Source organism: Halomonas sp. JB37, assembly GCF_002332255.1.
GTDB lineage: Bacteria > Pseudomonadota > Gammaproteobacteria > Pseudomonadales > Halomonadaceae > Vreelandella > Vreelandella casei.
In genome coordinates this window covers 3,754,877-3,773,632 of the sequence record NZ_NRGW01000001.1, presented here as the reverse complement: position 1 = coordinate 3,773,632, position 18,756 = coordinate 3,754,877, and the positions used below count along the sequence as shown (strand labels likewise).

Here is an 18,756-nt window from a genome sequence, read left to right as displayed (position 1 = left end):
GCACACTGAAGGGCGGGGCAATGAATATGCAGTGTGCCACGAAGCGGCGCGTTGCTTGCTTAATCACTAAAAACGTCAAGCCTTAAAAACACACATGCACCGGCACATGGTCCCGGGTGCCGCTGGCAGCGTCTAACGCAGTCAACGGTCGGATCCATGGGGTGCGTGGAGGCCTAACCCGAGTTTGAGGAGTTTTACCATGTCTCACGTCAATATGCGTGACCTGCTTAAAGCAGGCGCTCACTTCGGTCACCAGACCAAGTACTGGAACCCGAAGATGAGCAAGTTTATCTTCGGCGCGCGCAACAAGATTCACATCATCAACCTTGAACATACTCTGCCGGCACTGAATGAAGCGGTTGATGTGGTTGAGAAGATGGCGGCATCCAACAACAAAATTTTGTTTGTTGGCACCAAGCGCAGCGCTAGCAAGGTAATTAAAGAAGAAGCCAATCGCAGTGGCCAGCCGTTCGTCAACCATCGCTGGTTGGGCGGCATGCTGACCAACTTCAAGACCATTCGCCAGTCTATTAAGCGTCTGCGTGATCTTGAAACCATGCGTGAAGACGGTACGTTCGAGAAGCTGACCAAGAAAGAAGTCTTGATGGCGACTCGCGAGCAAGAAAAACTTGAGCGTTCTATCGGCGGCATCAAGAACATGGGCGGCCTTCCGGACGCGCTGTTCGTCATCGACGTTGACCATGAGCGTATTGCGATCAACGAAGCCAACAAGCTTGGCATCCCGGTCATCGGCGTGGTGGATACTAACTCCAACCCCGATGGCGTTGATTACGTGATCCCAGGCAACGATGACTCTATCCGCGCTATCCAGATCTACGTTAAAGCGATTGCGGATGCGTGTGGTCGTGCCAAAGAAAGCAATGCTCAAGAGTTTGTTGAAGTGACCGAAGAGGCCGCTGCAGCTGAAGACAACACGGCTGCTGAGTAATAGCCGCTGTGGATGCGGTTGATTTAGCCGCATCGTGATGAAGGGGGCTATGCCCCCTTTGTCGCGCTACAGATGAATAATCTGAGCAAGTCGAATTTGCCCGCTCGTCGAAGCCGGCTTCGTAATGCAGAGTGATACATGATGGTCATCTATTTTGGCTATACTCGCCTGTGTTGCGTCTAACTCTCATAGCACTATTTTCAAGTGCTACTTCAATAGCACTATTTCAGAGGTGAATTCTCATGGCAGCTATTAGCGCCTCTCAGGTCAAGGAACTTCGCGAACGTACCGGTCTCGGCATGATGGAGTGTAAAAAAGCACTCACCGAAACCGATGGCGATATCGACGTTGCAATCGAAAACCTGCGCAAAAATTCAGGCCTTAAAGCCGCGAAGAAAGCCGACCGTATCGCCGCAGAAGGTGTGGTAGTTACGCGCGTAGCGGAAGACGGTAGCTACGGCGTAATGGTCGAAATCAACTCCGAGACCGACTTTGTTGCGCGTGATGACAACTTCATTTCGTTTGCTGACAAAATCGTTAGTGGTTTCTTCGCCGCTAAAAACGAAGATGTCGCTGCTGTAATGGCGGGCGATCTGGAAACTGCACGTGAGCAGTTGGTTCAGAAAATTGGCGAGAATATCGGCGTGCGTCGTGCCGTCGTTGTTAACGCTGTAGAAGGTGGTTTGGTTGGCGAATACGTCCACGGTGGCCGCATTGGCGTTTTGACTGTATTGACTGGCGGTACCGCGGCCGTCGCGAAAGATGTTGCGATGCACGTGGCCGCTATCAATCCTGCGGTTGCGCTTCCTGCTGACATGCCCCAAGAACAGCTTGATCAAGAAAAAGCTATTATCTTGGCACAGCCGGATATGGCCGGTAAGCCGGAGCAGATCGCTGAGAAAATGGTGCAGGGTCGCTTGAAAAAGTACCTGGCCGAAAACAGCCTAACCGAGCAGCCGTTTGTTAAAGACCCTAACCAGACCGTCGCTGAGTTCGTTAAAGCAGCGGGTGGCGAAGTCGTGAGCTTCACGCGCTTTGAAGTAGGCGAAGGTATCGAAAAAGAAGAAGTCGATTTTGCTAAAGAAGTTATGGAACAGGCTGGCCGTCGCTAAGGTCAGAGGTTTCAAGAAGAACATGGCGTGCGCGCGAGCGCACGCCTTTGCGTATCCGGCCCTTGTAATTGGTTCTTGTGCAACGGATGGTTGTACAAATCAGGGCTACCCCGCCTGCTTGTGTTCAGGCCTGCCTCAGGAGAGATGCCATGTCACGTGATGTTCAAGAGCCGACCCCTTACGTCGCACCCAGCAAAGGCAACGCTGAGAGTTCGAAGTCAAAATACAAACGTATTTTGCTCAAGCTTTCGGGCGAAGCGCTGATGGGCGAGCACGATTTTGGTATTGACCCCAAGGTACTTGACCGCCTGGCGCTGGAAATCGGTCAACTGGTGGGTATTGGCGTGCAAGTGGGTATCGTGATTGGCGGCGGTAACTTGTTTCGCGGCGCCGCGCTCAGCGAGGCCGGTATGGATCGTGTGACTGGTGACCATATGGGGATGCTGGCCACGGTCATGAATGCGCTGGCCATGCGTGACGCACTCGAACGTTCCAACATCCGTTCGCGCGTTATGTCGGCTATCCCGATGAGCGGTGTGGTTGAGCACTACGATCGGCGCACTGCCATTCGTTACTTAACCTCCGGTGATGTTGTGCTTTTCTCGGCGGGAACGGGTAACCCCTTCTTTACCACTGATTCAGCTGCCTGTTTGCGCGGCATTGAAGTGGATGCTGATGTGGTGATCAAGGCGACCAAAGTTGATGGCGTCTACAATAAAGATCCGGTAAAACACCCGGATGCTGTGAAGTATGACCAGCTTTCTTACGACGACGCCCTAGATCAAAAGCTGGGCGTGATGGATTTGACCGCTATCTGCCTGGTACGTGACCATAATATGCCGGTGCGGGTGTTTGATATGAATAAGCCTGGTGCCCTGCTGAATATGGTGGTGGGGGGCAAGGAAGGCACGCTGATATATAGAGGGTAATGACGTGATCAACGATATTAAGAAAGATGCCGAATCGCGCATGAAGAAAAGCGTTGAGGCACTGAATAGTAACTTCAATAAAATTCGTACCGGGCGCGCTCATCCGAGTATTCTGGACGCGGTCACCGTTGATTATTACGGTAGCCAGGTGCCGCTTACCCAAGTAGCCTCTGTGAACGTTGAAGATGCTCGTACGCTGAGCATTGCGCCGTGGGAACAGGGCATGGTTCAGAAGATCGAGAAAGCCATCATGACGTCTGACCTTGGCCTTAACCCGGCCAGCGCGGGTAACGTCATTCGTGTTCCGATGCCGATGCTGACTGAAGAAACTCGCAAGGTTTACATTAAACAGGCGCGCAGCGAAGCAGAGAATGCTCGCGTTGCCGTGCGCAACGTGCGTCGTGATGCCAACGGTGACTTTAAGTCGCTGTTAAAAGAAAAAGACATTACCGAAGACGATCAGCGTCAAGGTGAAGATGAGGTTCAGAAATTGACCGACAAATATATCGCTGAAGTCGATAAAGCGTTGGCCGCAAAAGAACAGGATCTTATGCAGGTATAAGTCTGTGTTTTATTTAATGACGGGCAGCGTTAGCTGCCCGTTTTTCGACGCTCTGGCGGGTGTTTTATGACTGAACTTTGGCGCGAGAATCCATGACGTCACCGCAGTTTCCCAAAAAACAACCGGACGATGCCAGCGTTCTTTCCCTGGATGGGGAGGCTATGCCGTCTCATGTTGCCATCATTATGGATGGTAATAACCGCTGGGCGCGTGCGCGTGGGCTTTCTGGCGTGCGTGGACACCGTGCAGGCGTTGAAGCGGTTCGTGCGGTGATTCAGCGTGCCGCTGAGCGTGAGGTGAAAACGCTTAGCCTGTTCGCTTTCTCCAGCGAAAATTGGAAACGTCCAGCAGCAGAGGTTAATGCGCTGATGGAGCTGTTTTTAATGGCGCTTAAGCGTGAAGTCAAAAAGCTCAATGAGCGCAATGTACGGCTGTCGATTATTGGTGAGGAGCGTGGTTTTTCACACGCTATTCAAAAGCATATTCAGCGTGCTGAGGCGCTAACGGCGCATAACACGGGTATGCATTTAGTGATTGCCGCCAACTATGGCGGGCAGTGGGAAATCGCCCGCACGGCGCGAGCTTTAGCTGAGCAGGTTGCCGCCGGTGACTTAGCACCTTCCGCCATTGATGAAGATTGCTTCGATGCAGCGATGGGCAGCGAGCGAGTGCCGCCGGTCGACCTGTGCATACGGACGAGCGGTGAGCAGCGGCTATCTAATTTCATGCTCTGGCAGCTTGCCTATGCTGAGCTGTATTTTTCACCTCTGTTATGGCCTGATTTCGGCGCAGACGCTTTTGATTTGGCGTTAAACGACTTCTGTCAGCGTCGTCGTCGCTTTGGTATGACAGACGAACAAATTGAGGCGCAAGGTGCTTAAACAGCGGATTATCACCGCGGCTTGGTTAGCGCCTCTTACGCTAATCGGCCTGTTCGGATTACAAGGCGGTGCGTTTGCGCTGTTTACAGCCTTGATAGTTGTGCTTGGCGCTTGGGAGTGGACCAATTTAGCCGGCGTTACTCGCCAGCGTGTCCGCTTACAGCTGGTAGCCGCTTTAGCCTTGCTGATGGCAATTATGTGGCTGAGCGGTGCGGTATTTGCCGTTTGGCCGCTATGGCTCGCCGCAGTGGGCTGGTTAGTAAACCTTTACTGGGTCGTCCGCTACCCGGCAGCGGGGGCGCAGTGGCAAGCCACAGGGCGCCGCTTAGCAATGGGTTTATGGGTGCTACTACCGTGTTGGGTGGGCTTTAACGTGCTGCGTGATAGCGGCGCGATTTGGCTGTTGTTCGTGATGCTGCTTGTCTGGACCGCCGATATCGGTGCTTATTTTGCAGGTCGTCGATGGGGTAAACGCAAGCTTGCACCCCGCGTTAGCCCCGGAAAATCCTGGGAAGGCGTTATTGGAGGGCTGGTAGCAACCTCACTACTGGCACTAGCGTTTGCCATTTGGCAGCCGCTGGGCGTCGCGGGAGGATTAGCGTTGATCATAATCACCGCTCTGGTCACTCTGATTTCCGTGCTTGGTGATTTGTTAGAAAGCATGTTGAAGCGATATCGCAATATTAAGGATTCCAGTCAGCTGCTGCCTGGTCACGGCGGAGTTTTAGACCGTATTGACAGCCTGACAGCCGCCATTCCGCTGTTTGCGCTGCTGTATCTCGAAGTCTTGGTCGCAAGGTTTGCTCCAATGCTGGTCCAAGGACTGCCGCTATGATTCAGTCAGCTAAGCCATCATCGTTGCAGCGAGTTACGGTGCTAGGATCGACGGGCTCTGTGGGGGCTAGCACGCTTGACGTGATTGCCCGCCATCCCGAGCGCTATGTAATTCACGCGCTAACTGCACACACCTCAAAGGAAGCGTTGCTAGCCCAGTGTTTGGTGCATCGACCGGCGGTCGCCGTGCTAGATAGCGATGCTGATGCCGCATGGCTGCGTCGTGAACTTAAGCAAGCTGGGCAGCAGGTCGATGTCAATGCCGGCCCGAAAGCGCTATGTGACGTTGCTCGAGATGCCAGTGTCGACTGTGTTATGGCCGCTATTGTGGGTGCCGCAGGCTTGCTGCCAGCACTGGCGGCGGCGGAAGCAGGCAAGCGAGTGCTGCTGGCCAATAAAGAGGCACTGGTCATGAGTGGCGCGCTGTTTATGGAGGCTGTTTCCCGCTCGGGCGCAACGTTATTGCCAATTGATTCCGAACATAATGCCATCTACCAGTGTCTACCCGTGAAGCATCGCGGTGGGTTGGCACAACACGGTATTACCCAGCTTATGTTGACGGCCTCTGGAGGGCCGTTTCGCACTTGGCGTCAGGCCGACATCGATAGCGCAACGCCAGAGCAGGCCTGTGCCCATCCTAATTGGTCAATGGGGCGCAAGATTTCAGTCGACAGCGCAACGTTGATGAATAAAGGATTAGAGCTGATTGAAGCCTGCTGGTTATTTGATGCAACCCCTGAGCAAATCCAGGTGGTGGTTCACCCGCAAAGCGTGATTCACTCCATGGTGGCGTATCATGACGGGTCAGTGATTGCCCAGCTGGGTAATCCAGATATGCGCACGCCTATTGCCTACGGGCTTGCTTGGCCTGAGCGTATTAACGCTGGAGTGGAAACTCTTGATCTTTTTCAGGTGGCACGGCTCGATTTTGAAGCCCCTGACGAAGCGCGTTTTCCCTGTTTAGGCCTTGCTCGCGCAGCGATGCAGCAAGGCGGATTGGCGCCGGCCGTATTAAATGCAGCGAATGAAATAGCGGTTGAAGCATTTTTGCAGCATCGGCTGGGCTTTTCTGCGATTGGACAGCTGGTAGAAGAAATTCTTTCGCGTCCCTCTGAAGGTCGCGTTGATAGTGTGGAAAGCGTATTGGCAGCCGACCAGTGGGCGCGACATCAGGCGATTGAGCTGGTAACCAAGTGGTCCGCTTAAGCATCCGCTGAGCTGGTCGTTAAGAGCGGGGCGTAAAGGAGTTTAGTGTGGGCCTGATACAAAATATTTTAGCGGTCATTGTGGTGCTGGGCCTGCTAGTGACTTTTCACGAGTTTGGCCATTTTTGGGTGGCACGCCGTTGCGGCGTCAAAGTGCTGCGCTTTTCGGTAGGTTTTGGTAAACCTTTGTGGTCCCGGGTTGATCGTCAAGGCACCGAGTACGCTATCGCGGCGATTCCGCTCGGCGGCTATGTCAAAATGCTTGATGAGCGCGAAGCGCCGGTTCCAGAAGATCAGCTAGACCAGGCGTTTAACCGCAAGACAGTTTGGCAGCGCATTGCTATTGTGGCAGCGGGGCCGATCGCTAATTTTTTGCTAGCAATCGTTGTGTACTGGGGGCTATTTGTGGCCGGTACCACGGTCGTTGCGCCCATGGTGGGGGACGTTATTCCGAACTCCCCCGCCGAGCAGGCAGGGCTTGCGCGTGGCTATGAAATTGTCGCTGTTCAAGGCGATGAAATGCGCTCTTGGGAAGATGTTAATCTAAAGCTAGTGTCTATCATTGGCTTTAGCGGCGAGCTGAGTATTGATGCACGCCCAGAAGGGGCGAGTGATTCCCAGCGCTATATGCTGCCGGTGGCAGATTATTTGGTGCGTCAGGATCCACCGCAGCCGTTGGAAACGCTGGGTATCACGCCGTGGCAGCCAGAGTTTCCGGCTATTTTAGGCCAAGTCGTGAGTGGTGAGGCCGCCGAGCAGTCGGGCCTTATGGCTGGCGATACCATGGTGGCGATTAATGGCGAGCAGGTGGATGATTGGATGCACTTCGTCAATATCGTGCGGGGCAGCCCTGGTGAAACGCTGCAGCTCACTTACGAACGAGACGGCGAACGGTCGAATATAGATTTAACCCCAGGGCGTAACAGCTTAGATACAGGGGTAGAAATTGGTTATATCGGTGCCGGCGCGCAGCAGGTTGAGTGGCCTGCGGAGTTCCAGCGTGAAATCCGCTATGGCCCTATTGAAGCGGTTGGACAGGCGCTTTCGCGCACCGGAGAGATGACGCTATTAACCGTAGATGCCATACGGAAGATGTTGGTTGGGCTTATTTCTCCCTCCAATTTATCCGGGCCGATTACCATCGCGCAGGTGTCTGGAGATTCAGCGCGTGCGGGGGTAGAAGCGTTTGTCGGCTTTCTAGCGTATCTTTCTATCAGCCTTGGGGTGCTTAATTTACTACCAATCCCCGTGCTTGATGGTGGCCATTTGCTTTATTATTTCATGGAGGTCGTGCGTGGACGGCCAGTATCTGAAAGAACACAAGCCGTAGGATTGCGCATTGGGCTTGCCATGGTTGGCACCCTGATGTTGATGGCCCTCTATTTTGATCTGATGCGCCTGTGGTAATGACGCGTGTAGCGCGCAGGATGCCTTGTCATCTGCCTGCACAAATGTATATGGTGCCTGTCTGGAATGATGGGCAGACCAACGCGAGCGAATTGACTGCATGAAAATCAAGACCCTTGGAATGGCGGCACTTTTGCTGGCAGGCGCCAGCGGCGCCCAAGCACAATCCTTTGATGTTTCAGACATTCGAGTGGAAGGACTACAGCGGGTATCTGCCGCCTCGGTCTTCAATGCGTTCCCAGTCAGTGCCAATGAGCGCGTCAGCGAGGCCCAGTTGGCTAACGCTGCTCGTGATTTGTTTGCAACGGGACTTTTTGATGATGTCTCCTTAGCACGCGAGGGAGATGTGCTCGTTATTCAGGTCGTTGAACGCCCGACCATTGCACGGCTACAGATCAACGGCAACGACCAGATATCTGAAGACGATCTGCGTAATGGCTTACGCCAATCGGGCCTTTCTGAGGGGCAGGTGCTGGAGCTTTCTACGCTAGAGGAAATTCAGCGCGAGCTGGAAGGTGTTTATCAGTCTCAGGGTCGCTACAGCGCCAGCATTGATACCGAAGTTGAAGAAATTGATGAAGGCCGCGTTCAGGTCAATATCAACATCAATGAAGGCGAAATTGCTAAAATTAGCCAGATCAATATTATTGGTAATGAGGCCTTTGATGATGAAACGCTGCGCCAAGTATTTGAGTTAAACGATCGGCCGGGGCGGTTCTTTGGCTGGTTCTCTAGCGACGAGTACTCCCGCGAAGCATTGTCGGGCGATATTGAGCGACTGCGTTCTTACTACTTAGACCGCGGCTACGTCAACTTTGACGTTACCTCGACTCAGGTATCGATTGGTCCCGAGAAATCGGAGATTTTCATCACGTTAAACGTTGATGAAGGTCAACAGTATCGCGTTGGTAATATTCGTTTTGCGGGTGATCTACAGATCAGCGAAAACGAAGCCCGTCAGCTGCTCACCGTTAATGAAGGTGAGATTTTCTCGCGTGGTGATGTCAATGCCTCCACTGAAGCCCTGCGTCAGCGGCTAGGTGCGGAGGGCTTTGCCTTTGCTGATATTCAGGGCGTGCCTGAAATATCGGACGATGGTGAGACGGTCGATTTGGTCATCGCCGTTAATTCAGGTGAGCGTGCCTATGTGCGCCGCATTGAGTTCTTCGGTAATACCACCACTCAAGATGAAGTGCTGCGTCGCGAGATGATTCAACTAGAAGGCGCGCCTGCTTCGACGGATGCCATCACTCAATCGCGTCAGCGTCTAGAGCGACTGGGTTTCTTTAGCCAAGTAGAAGTGGATACGCAGCCTGTTCCTGGTGAGCCGGATCTGCTGGATGTTACCTATAACGTTGAAGAGCAGCCTTCCGGTTCGGTGTCGGCAAGCGTTGGCTTTTCTCAAAGTGCCGGCGTTATCTATGGCGTAGGTCTATCGCAGAACAACTTCCTTGGTACGGGTAATCGGGTCAACATAGGGGCTCAGCGCAGCGATACCTTTACCAGTGTCAACTTTGGTTTCACCGACCCCTACTGGACGCTCGATGGGATTTCTCGCGGTTACAATGTTTTCTACCGCGAAACCGACTATGCCGATTCCGATATTTCTACGTTCTCGACGGATGCCTATGGTGCGGGTATTAACTTCGGCTACCCTGTCAGCGAGCTATCGCGGCTAAACTTTGGCGCCAGTCTTGAAGACCTAACGGTCAAAACCTACTTTGATACGGCCTCTGAAATTCGCCGCTATGTGGAAGACCAGGGTGAGGACGCGCAAAGCCTTAAGCTAACGGCCAGCTGGACACGTAATAACCTTAACCGCGGTATCATGCCGACGGATGGTAACTACCAGCGTCTTTCAATAGAAACCGGTGTGCCGGGCAGCGATGCGGAATATTATAAGCTGCGTGCGCGTGCCCAGCAGCTTTTCCCGATCAACGATGATGAGTCCTTCGCGCTCAAATTTACCGGTAATGTTGGCTATGCCGACACGTTAGGCGGCAACGATCCGTTCCCCTTCTATGAGAACTTCTACGCCGGTGGCCTAGGCTCGGTACGTGGTTTTACCTCTAATACGTTAGGTCAGCGCACGACGCCATCTTCTGAAGGCGGCCGTAATCGTACGTTGGGTGGTAACGTTTCAATCGAAGGCAGCGCCGAGATCATTTTCCCGCTGCCCTTTATTGAAGATCAGCGCGCACTTCAAACATCGCTGTTCTTAGATGGTGGTAATACCTTCCTGAGCTCTTGCTACGATGTGCTGGATGAAGATGCCGGCCGTCAGCAGTGTAACTCGGGCGTTGATTTAGGTGACCTGCGCTACAGCACAGGTATTGGCCTTTCTTGGCTGACACCAGTGGGCCCGCTAACGTTTAGTGTTGCTCGCCCATTGAACGATGAGAGCGGCGACGATACACAGTTCTTCCAGTTCTCATTGGGACAAACGTTCTAAGAGCTCTAAGAGGCAGCCGTTCTAATTTTGCTAGGTCGCGTGCCATGGTGGCGCGCACTAGCGTGACCTAAGGAGTTAACACAATGCGTAAACTGACAGCGGTTGTATGCTTGTTGGGCGCGATGATTTTACCTGCTCATGCGGCGGAAGTGGCCGTACTTGATTGGCGAGCAGCGTTGATGAATACCCAGTCTGCTCAAGCGTCACTGAGCAGTCTGGAAGGTCAGATCGGCAGCCAGCAGCGGGAAGCGCAGTCTCTTGGCAACGAGCTTCAGCAGCTCCAGCAGCGCTTGCAAAACGAAGGTGAAACAATGGGGCAGTCCCAGCGTGAGTCGCTGATAGGCGAATTGCAGCAAAAGGGCAGCCGTTTTGAGCAACTTCGTCAAGAAGTGATGCAGGCACAGCAGCGTTCTGAACAGCAGTTTTTAGAAAGCGCTGAATCCAAGCTAGAGCAAGCCGTAGAGCAAGTGCTAGAGCGTCACGGCATAGACGTGCTGGTTGAGCCACAGGGTGTACTACACTCCGGTGTTGACCTGCCTAATCTGACCGACGAAGTCACTCAGATTTTTGATGGCTTGAACTAAATTTAAATGATGTTTGGTGTGGCCTGGCCACACCAAAGCTTCTCTGGGTTCCCATGACGCACGCTTCTCATCACCTTACTCTTGCAGACATTGCTCGCCACTTAGGCGTTGCCTTTAAGGGCAATGCTGAGCAGCCGATACGCGGTCTTGCGACGCTAAAAGAAGCGCAGCCGGATCAAGTGGCTTTTTTGGCGAACCGTGCCTATTTGAAAGATTTGGCGACGACTCAGGCAGCGGCGGTGTTATTACACCCCGAGCATGGCAAAGATTGCCCTGTGCCGCGTCTGGAAATTGATAACCCGTATTTAGGCTATGCCAAGCTCTCTCAGCTGTTTGATCCGTTGCCGGCGCGCGATGTGATCGGTATTCACCCGACGGCGGTGGTAGCTGATGACGTTCAGCTAGGTGCCGATGTTTCTATCCAGGCGCACGCAGTCGTGGAAGCAGGAGTGGTGCTTGGCAGCCGCGTCGTTATTGGTGCCGGTAGTATGGTCGGGGCCGATAGTCAGCTCGGCGAAGGTACGCGCCTGCACGCCAACGTTACCGTCTGCCATGGCGTCGTTATTGGCAAGAACGTGATCCTGCAAAGTGGCTGTGTCATCGGCGGCGATGGGTTTGGCTTTGCTCACGATGGTGCCGGCTGGCATAAAATTGTTCAGTTAGGTGGCGTTGTGCTGGGTGATGATGTGGAAGTCGGCAGTTGCTCGAGTATTGATCGTGGCGCGCTGGGTGATACGGTAATTGGCAATGACGTTAAAATCGATAGCCAGGTGCAAATTGCCCATAACGTTATTATTGGCGACCACAGTGCAGTGGCAGGCTGTGTCGGCATTGCGGGCTCAACGAAAGTCGGCAAGCACTGCATGTTGGGCGGCGGCGTCGGGCTATCCGGCCACCTGACCATTTGTGATGGCGTTCAGGTGACGGGAATGAGCCTGGTCACGAACTCTATTCATGAGCCTGGTGTCTACTCTTCGGGCACTGGTGCCATGGCCAATAACCAGTGGCGGAAAAACGCGGTGCGCTTTAAGCAGCTCGATGATATCGCCAAGCGTTTAGCGCGATTGGAAAAAAAGCAGCGAGATTAACAAGTGCTGAATGATTTTATCCGCCGTTAGCTTGAGGCTAGATCGCGGCGGGGTATAATCCACAGCCTTTTCACCAGCAGGCGTGCTGGTATTTACCTGATTCCCCTTCAGGTGTTTCAGGTTTTTTTGTCATTTTAGAGGTCGCTACGATGGTTATGGATATCAATGAAATTCGCGAATACTTGCCCCACCGCTATCCGTTTTTGCTGGTGGATCGAGTAACGGAATTGACCATCGGTGAGTCCATCGTTGCGTACAAGAACGTTAGCATCAATGAGCCGTTTTTCAACGGACATTTTCCGCACCATCCGATCATGCCCGGCGTGCTTGTTATCGAAGCGCTGGCACAGGTATGTGGCATTCTTGGCTTTAAAACGGTTAATAAATTACCGGCCGATGGTTACGTCTATTATCTAGTAGGTAGCGATAAAGTGCGCTTCAAGCGCCCGGTTATGCCCGGTGACAAGCTCACGTTAGAAGCGAACGTTATCAAAGGTAAACGCGGTATCTGGAAATTCGCCTGTCGCGCTTCTGTTGATGGCGAGCTAGCCTGCGAAGCGGAAATTATTTGTGCCGAGAGGAAGGTTGCTTGATACATCCTACTGCCTTGGTCGACCCAGCGGCGCGTCTCGCCGATGACGTTGAGGTGGGTCCTTTTAGTGTTATTGGGCCAGACGTCACTATCGGCGCAGGCTCTGTCATTGGCCCTCATGTGGTGGTTAAAGGCCCCACTACTCTGGGCGAGCGTACGCGTATCTTTCAGTTCGCCTCTGTAGGCGAAGACTGCCAGGATAAAAAATACGCAGGCGAGCCAACGCGCCTGGTGATGGGCGACGATAACGTAATTCGCGAAGGCGCCACGCTGCATCGCGGTACGGTTCAGGATCGCAGTGAAACCACGATTGGTTCGCGCAATTTATTTATGGCCTATGTGCACGTTGGGCATGATTGCGTTATTGGTAACGACTGCATCTTGGCTAATCAGGTCACCTTGGCTGGCCATGTCACCGTCGGCGACTACGTCATCCTAGGTGGCTTGTCGGCAGTACATCAGTTCTGCCACTTTGGCGATTATGCGATGGCGGGCGGTGGCTCGATTATTACCAAAGACACGCCTGCGTATATCATGATTAATGGTAATCCTGCTGAAGCACGCGGCCTTAATTTAGTAGGTTTGAAGCGTCGAGGCTTTAGTCGCGAAGCGATTAACGCACTTACTGCAGCCTACAAAATGGTGTATCGCCAGGGCTTGACGACAGAGCAGGCGCTTGCCGAGATGCGCAGCCGCTTTGATTTGCCTGAGGTCGAGCATTTCGCCGCCTCTATTGAGCGCTCGACACGCGGCATTACCCGCTAGCCCATGCGAATTATTTTATGACCCTGCAACGCGTTTATCTCGTGGCTGGGGAGCTCTCCGGCGATATTCTGGGCGCAGGGTTGATGCGCGAGTTGAAAGCGCGTCATCCGGGCGTTGAGTTTCGAGGTATGGGCGGGCCTCGCATGCAGGCTGAGGGCATGGAAAGTCGTTTTCCATTAGAAACCCTGTCAGTCATGGGGCTAGTTGAAGTGCTCAAGCATCTGCCTGAGCTGATTCGTGTGCGGCGTACTTTAAAAACAGAAGCGCTGGCCTGGCAGCCGGATATTATGCTGGGCATAGACGCACCTGATTTCAATTTGGGGCTAGAAAGACAGCTCCGCGAGGCAGGTATCACGACCGCTCATTACGTCAGCCCCTCCGTTTGGGCGTGGCGTCAGGGCCGAGTGAAAGGCATCGCCAAATCAGTCGATGGCATGTTGACTCTGCTGCCCTTTGAAGCTGCTTTTTATCGCGCCCATCGAGTCCCCGTCGTGTTTGTTGGCCACCCGCTGGCCGACGAGCTACCGCTTGAAAATGATCGTGATGCCACGCGCCGTGAACTCCACGTGCCTGCTGATGCGCCGGTGATGGCTCTGCTGCCGGGCTCGCGCGCTAACGAAGTGCGTTTTTTAGGCGCTACTTTTTTGGCCGCTGCCGAGCAGCTTTGTCAGCGTCATCCCGCGCTGCACGTTGTTATTCCCGCCGCAACGCCTGATCGACGTCGTGAAATAAGCGCACTACTTGCCGACTACCCGCGGCTTGCAGAGCGTACTAGTTTGCTAGATGGGCAAGCCCGCGAAGCCATGGTGGCAAGCGATATTGTTTTGCTCGCCTCCGGTACGGCGGCGCTTGAAGCGATGCTCTGCCACCGGGCGATGCTGGTCGCTTACAAAATGGCGCCAGCCACTCACTGGCTGGCGAAGCGGCTGGTGAAAACTCAGTGGGTGTCGCTGCCGAACCTGATCGCGCAAGAAACACTGGTGCCTGAGTTGATTCAGGAGGCTGCCTCGCCTGAGGCGATTGCTGACCAGCTCAGCGCTATGTTGACCGATGAGCCGAGCCGTTACGCGCTTGAAGCGCGCTTTGCCGAGATACACGCCACGCTGCAGCGCAACGCTAGCCAGCGTGCGGCGCAAGCGCTCGGCGCTTTGGCAGCCGGGCAGCCATGGGAGGAGGCTTATGACGATTAACAACGCCGACTATCCGCCTTTAGAGGTTGCCTATATCGGCCAGCGGCTTGCCGGGGTCGATGAAGTTGGGCGCGGTCCACTGGTCGGCAGCGTCGTGGCCGCTGCGGTCATTCTGGATTCTGCCCATCCGATTGAAGGTCTGACTGACTCGAAAAAATTAAGCGCGCGTCGCCGTGAAGCGCTGGACAAACAGATCCGCGCGCGGGCAATAGCGTTTGCGATAGCAGAGGCCAGTGCCGCCGAAGTGGACGCGCTAAATATTTATCACGCCACTCATTTAGCTATGCGCCGAGCCATTGATGCGCTGGCGCCTTCGGCCGAGTATCTGCTCATCGATGGTAACAAGCTTCCCGGTCACCGGTTGCCCGGGCAAGCCGTGGTAAAAGGCGATGCCCGCCATGCGGCTATCGCCGCAGCATCAATTTTGGCTAAAGTGTGGCGCGATGCCCAAATGGTGACGCTGGATATGCGCTATCCTGAGTATGGTTTTGCCCGTCACAAAGGCTACCCCACAAAAGAGCACCTAGCGGCACTGTCTGCGCATGGGCCTTTACCCGAACATCGACGCAGCTTTGCGCCCGTTCAGCGTCAGCTATCAACGACCAACATACCCTAGCGCTGCTTTAAGCCAATGTTTTTATTTGCCGAGAATGTTATGAATTTGTTGAGGGTGTTATGACGTTAGCGAGAGTCTCATGACGGTACCGTTTGTCCATCTGCGTTTGCACAGTGAGTACTCCCTGGTCGACGGCCTGGTTAAGCTTAAATCGCTGGTCAGTACCACCGCTGAACGGGCGATGCCGGCGCTGGCCTTGACCGACGAAACCAATTTATTTGGTTTGGTAAAATTCTATAAAGCGGCCCAAGGCGCTGGGTTAAAACCCTTGATTGGCAGCGATTTATGGCTTCAGAACCCGCACGACGAATCGCACCCTTACCGTATAACGCTGCTGGCGATGAATGACGTTGGCTATCGTAATCTCACTGAGCTGATCTCTAAGGGCTGGACTCACGGCCAGCGCCAAGGGCGCGCCATTCTCGATAGACAGTGGGTGATGGAGCAGAGCGAGGGGTTGATTGCGCTCTCCGGCGCCCGTGAGGGCGAAATTGGCCGCCACCTGCTATCTGATCACGAGCAGGATGCGCGAGCGCTATTGAAAGAATGGCAGGCAGCCTTTCCTGAGCGTTTTTATCTAGAGTTAGTGCGCACCGGGCGCCCCTTGGAAGAGGCCTGTGTTCACGCAAGCGTCAAGTTAGCCATCGAGACCGGGACGCCGGTAGTCGCGACCAACGACGTGCGTTTTTTGGCTCGCGAGGATTACTGGGCGCATGAAACCCGGGTGGCGATTGGCGAAGGCAAAGCGTTGGACGACCCGCGCCGCGAGCGTCGTTATACCGAAGAGCAGTACCTCAAAAGTCCCGATGAGATGGCGGCGCTGTTCTCCGATATACCCGAAGCGCTAGAAAATAGCGTGATGATTGCCCAGCGCTGCAGCGTCAATGTGCGCCTTGGCGAGATTTTCCTGCCTGAGTTCGAAATTCCCGAGGGCATGACGCAGGACGAATTTTTCCGAAAGGTTTCCCACGATGGCCTGACGGATCGCTTGGATTTCTTATTTCCCGTTGAGCGCTATCCTCGCGAGAGTGACGAATACAAAGCGATCGAGCAGCGCTATCGCGAGCGACTTGAATTTGAGCTGAACGTTATTATTCAGATGGGCTTTCCCGGCTACTTCCTGATCGTTATGGATTTTATCCAGTGGGCGAAGGATAACAGTGTGCCGGTAGGGCCTGGGCGTGGTTCGGGTGCAGGTTCGTTGGTAGCCTACGCGCAAAAAATTACTGATTTAGATCCGATTGGTTACGACCTGCTATTCGAGCGCTTTTTGAATCCTGAGCGTGTTTCCATGCCCGACTTTGACGTCGATTTCTGCATGGAAAAACGCGACAAAGTCATTGAGTACGTGGCCGAGCGCTACGGGCGTAACGCGGTCTCGCAGATTGTTACTTTTGGCACCATGGCGGCGAAGGCCGTGGTGCGCGATGTTGCTCGCGCTCAGGGCCGGCCTTATTCGCTGGGCGACAAGCTCTCTAAGCTGATCCCTTTTGAAGTTGGTATGACGCTGTCCAAAGCGATTGAGCAAGAGCCAGCGCTTAAAGAGTTTATCGGCAACGACGAAGAGGCCGAAGAGATCTGGGAGATGGCGCTTAAGTTAGAGGGCACCACGCGCGGTACCGGCAAACACGCGGGCGGCGTGGTAATCGCGCCGACCAAACTCACCGATTTCTCACCGCTGCTGTGTGATGAAGATGGCTCAGGCCTCGTCGTCCAGTTCGATAAAAACGATATTGAAGAAGCGGGCCTGGTCAAATTCGATTTCTTGGGTCTGCGTACGCTGACGATTATCGACTGGGCGCTGGAGATGGTCGATAAAGTGCGTAGCGTTAACGGCCAGGGGGCGCTGAATATCGACAGCATTCCGCTGGACGACGCACCGACCTTTGAAATGCTAAAGCGCGCCGAAACCACCGCGGTGTTCCAGCTTGAATCGCGTGGCATGAAGGAGCTGATTAAGCGCCTGCTGCCCGACTCACTAGACGACATGATTGCCCTAGTGGCCCTGTTCCGTCCCGGGCCTCTCCAGTCGGGCATGGTCGACGACTTTATCAACCGTAAGCACGGCCGGGCCGAAGTTTCTTATCCACACCCGGATTACCAGCATGAACTGCTTAAGCCGGTGTTGGCGCCTACCTACGGCATCATTCTTTACCAAGAGCAGGTCATGCAGATCGCTCAGGTCATGGCAGGCTACAGCCTTGGCCAGGCCGATATGCTGCGTCGCGCCATGGGTAAGAAAAAACCCGAAGAAATGGCTAAGCAGCGCGACGGCTTTATGGATGGCTGTGCCGCCAACGGTATCGATAAGAATCTGGCCGGTAACATCTTTGACTTAGTAGAAAAATTCGCCGGCTACGGCTTTAACAAGTCGCACTCGGCTGCTTACGCGCTGGTGTCTTACCAAACCGCTTGGCTGAAAGCCCACTATCCGGGCCCCTTTATGGCGGCCGTCATGTCCACCGAAATGGACAACCTGGATAAAGTGGTGCCGCTGATTGAAGAGTGTCGCAATCTTAAGCTTACGGTGACGCCCCCAGACGTTAACGTGGGGGGCTACAAATTCACGGTGGATACGGACGCTCGCGTTGTTTATGGCCTGGGCGCGATCCGAGGTGTGGGCGAAGGGCCGATTGGTGCCATTGTTGATGCCCGTAAGGCGGACGGCCCGTTTAAGGATATCTTCGACTTTTGCCGGCGTATGGATCCTAAACGGATGAATAAGCGCACCCTGGAGGCGCTGATTCGCTCCGGTGCACTCGATACGATAGGTCCTAATCGTGCGGTGCTGTTCGCGGCGATGGAAGACGCGCTAAAAGCCGCTGCGCAGAATCATACCAATCAGAATCTGGGCATGCTGGATATGTTTGGCGATGCCTTCGCCGAAGCCGACGACAGCGAGAGCAACGTTTACACCGAGTATCTCAGCGCGCGTGAGTGGACTGATCGCGAAAGGCTTTCGGGGGAGAAAGATACCCTGGGGCTTTACCTAACCGGTCACCCGATTGACGAGTACGAGCGTGAGTTAAAGCGCTTTGTTTCCACTCGCATCAGTGATTTAAAACCCTCTCGCGATCCTCAGCGTGTGGCAGGGCTGGTGGTTGGCGTGCGCACGATGAAGTCCAAACGTGGTGATACCATGGCGTTTATCACCTTGGATGACCGCACCGGACGCATTGAAGCCTCGCTGTTTGGCGAGCTGTTTGAGCAGCTGCGCGGCCAGATTGAGTCCGATCAGGTGTTAATTGTTGAAGGCGAAGTCTCTAGCGACGAATTTTCTGGCGGTTTGCGCCTGCGTGGTAAAGATGTCACGCCTATGGTGACAGCGCGAATTCGCTATGGTCAGGCGGTTGAGCTTGCCCTAGACGCTGAGCAAATCAACGGCCGTTTAATTGAGAGCCTGCGTGATAGCCTTACGCCCTACCGCGATGAAGCAGGGCTGCCAGTACGCCTGCAGTACCGCCATCCGGCAGCGGTGGCTTGGCTTGAGCTTGGCGATGAGTGGAAGGTCGCGCCGAGCGACGATTTATTGCTAGCGCTGCGAGATGTGCAGGGCCAGGCGGGTGTTCAACTTCGCTACCGCTAGCCAG

Annotated in this window: 16 protein-coding genes; all 16 read left to right on the top strand. The window is 54.2% G+C overall.

Annotation, left to right across the window (positions count from 1 at the left end; all coding sequences use genetic code 11):
- Positions 1–199 precede the first annotated feature (199 nt).
- Complete coding sequence (gene rpsB / locus CIK78_RS17495) at positions 200–949, top strand: 30S ribosomal protein S2 (protein WP_096282179.1); 750 nt, start codon at positions 200–202, stop codon at positions 947–949.
- 242 nt (positions 950–1,191) lie between these two features.
- Positions 1,192–2,061 carry a translation elongation factor Ts gene (gene tsf / locus CIK78_RS17490; protein ID WP_096282178.1) on the top strand — a complete coding sequence of 290 codons (870 nt, stop codon included), beginning with the start codon at positions 1,192–1,194 and terminating at the stop codon, positions 2,059–2,061.
- Positions 2,062–2,210: 149 nt separating this feature from the next.
- The gene (pyrH, locus tag CIK78_RS17485) at positions 2,211–2,990 is read left to right on the top strand and encodes a UMP kinase (RefSeq protein ID WP_096282177.1); all 780 of its coding nucleotides are present in this window, start codon (positions 2,211–2,213) and stop codon (positions 2,988–2,990) included.
- Between the two features lie 4 nt (positions 2,991–2,994).
- Positions 2,995–3,552, top strand: a complete 558-nt coding sequence (gene frr / locus CIK78_RS17480; RefSeq protein WP_096282176.1) for a ribosome recycling factor — start codon at positions 2,995–2,997, stop codon at positions 3,550–3,552.
- Positions 3,553–3,644: 92 nt separating this feature from the next.
- The gene (uppS, locus tag CIK78_RS17475) at positions 3,645–4,433 is read left to right on the top strand and encodes a polyprenyl diphosphate synthase (RefSeq protein WP_096282175.1); all 789 of its coding nucleotides are present in this window, start codon (positions 3,645–3,647) and stop codon (positions 4,431–4,433) included.
- A complete protein-coding gene (locus tag CIK78_RS17470; protein ID WP_096282174.1) occupies positions 4,426–5,268 on the top strand; it encodes a phosphatidate cytidylyltransferase in 843 nt (280 codons plus the stop codon). Before uppS ends, CIK78_RS17470 begins: the two co-directional genes overlap by 8 nt.
- Positions 5,265–6,473, top strand: coding sequence for a 1-deoxy-D-xylulose-5-phosphate reductoisomerase (gene ispC / locus CIK78_RS17465; RefSeq protein WP_096282173.1), 1,209 nt, complete (start codon positions 5,265–5,267; stop codon positions 6,471–6,473). The genes CIK78_RS17470 and ispC overlap by 4 nt, the downstream gene beginning before the upstream one ends.
- Positions 6,474–6,520: 47 nt before the next feature.
- Entirely contained in the window at positions 6,521–7,879 is a 1,359-nt protein-coding gene (gene rseP, locus CIK78_RS17460) for an RIP metalloprotease RseP (RefSeq protein WP_096282172.1), read from the top strand.
- A 121-nt stretch (positions 7,880–8,000) separates the two neighbouring features.
- Positions 8,001–10,331 (top strand): outer membrane protein assembly factor BamA, encoded by a 2,331-nt coding sequence (gene bamA / locus CIK78_RS17455; RefSeq protein ID WP_096282171.1) that lies wholly within the window; start codon positions 8,001–8,003, stop codon positions 10,329–10,331.
- Positions 10,332–10,414: 83 nt separating this feature from the next.
- Entirely contained in the window at positions 10,415–10,915 is a 501-nt protein-coding gene (locus CIK78_RS17450) for an OmpH family outer membrane protein (protein WP_096282170.1), read from the top strand.
- Positions 10,916–10,968: 53 nt separating this feature from the next.
- Positions 10,969–12,003 (top strand): UDP-3-O-(3-hydroxymyristoyl)glucosamine N-acyltransferase, encoded by a 1,035-nt coding sequence (gene lpxD, locus CIK78_RS17445; RefSeq protein WP_096282169.1) that lies wholly within the window; start codon positions 10,969–10,971, stop codon positions 12,001–12,003.
- Between the two features lie 149 nt (positions 12,004–12,152).
- Positions 12,153–12,596, top strand: coding sequence for a 3-hydroxyacyl-ACP dehydratase FabZ (gene fabZ / locus CIK78_RS17440; RefSeq protein WP_096282168.1), 444 nt, complete (start codon positions 12,153–12,155; stop codon positions 12,594–12,596).
- Positions 12,593–13,360, top strand: a complete 768-nt coding sequence (gene lpxA / locus CIK78_RS17435) for an acyl-ACP--UDP-N-acetylglucosamine O-acyltransferase (RefSeq protein WP_096282167.1) — start codon at positions 12,593–12,595, stop codon at positions 13,358–13,360. Before fabZ ends, lpxA begins: the two co-directional genes overlap by 4 nt.
- Positions 13,361–13,377: 17 nt before the next feature.
- Positions 13,378–14,550 carry a lipid-A-disaccharide synthase gene (gene lpxB / locus CIK78_RS17430; protein ID WP_096282166.1) on the top strand — a complete coding sequence of 391 codons (1,173 nt, stop codon included), beginning with the start codon at positions 13,378–13,380 and terminating at the stop codon, positions 14,548–14,550.
- The gene (gene rnhB / locus CIK78_RS17425; RefSeq protein ID WP_096282165.1) at positions 14,540–15,166 is read left to right on the top strand and encodes a ribonuclease HII; all 627 of its coding nucleotides are present in this window, start codon (positions 14,540–14,542) and stop codon (positions 15,164–15,166) included. The genes lpxB and rnhB overlap by 11 nt, the downstream gene beginning before the upstream one ends.
- 79 nt (positions 15,167–15,245) lie before the next feature.
- Positions 15,246–18,752 (top strand): DNA polymerase III subunit alpha, encoded by a 3,507-nt coding sequence (dnaE, locus tag CIK78_RS17420; RefSeq protein ID WP_096282164.1) that lies wholly within the window; start codon positions 15,246–15,248, stop codon positions 18,750–18,752.
- Positions 18,753–18,756 lie beyond the last annotated feature (4 nt).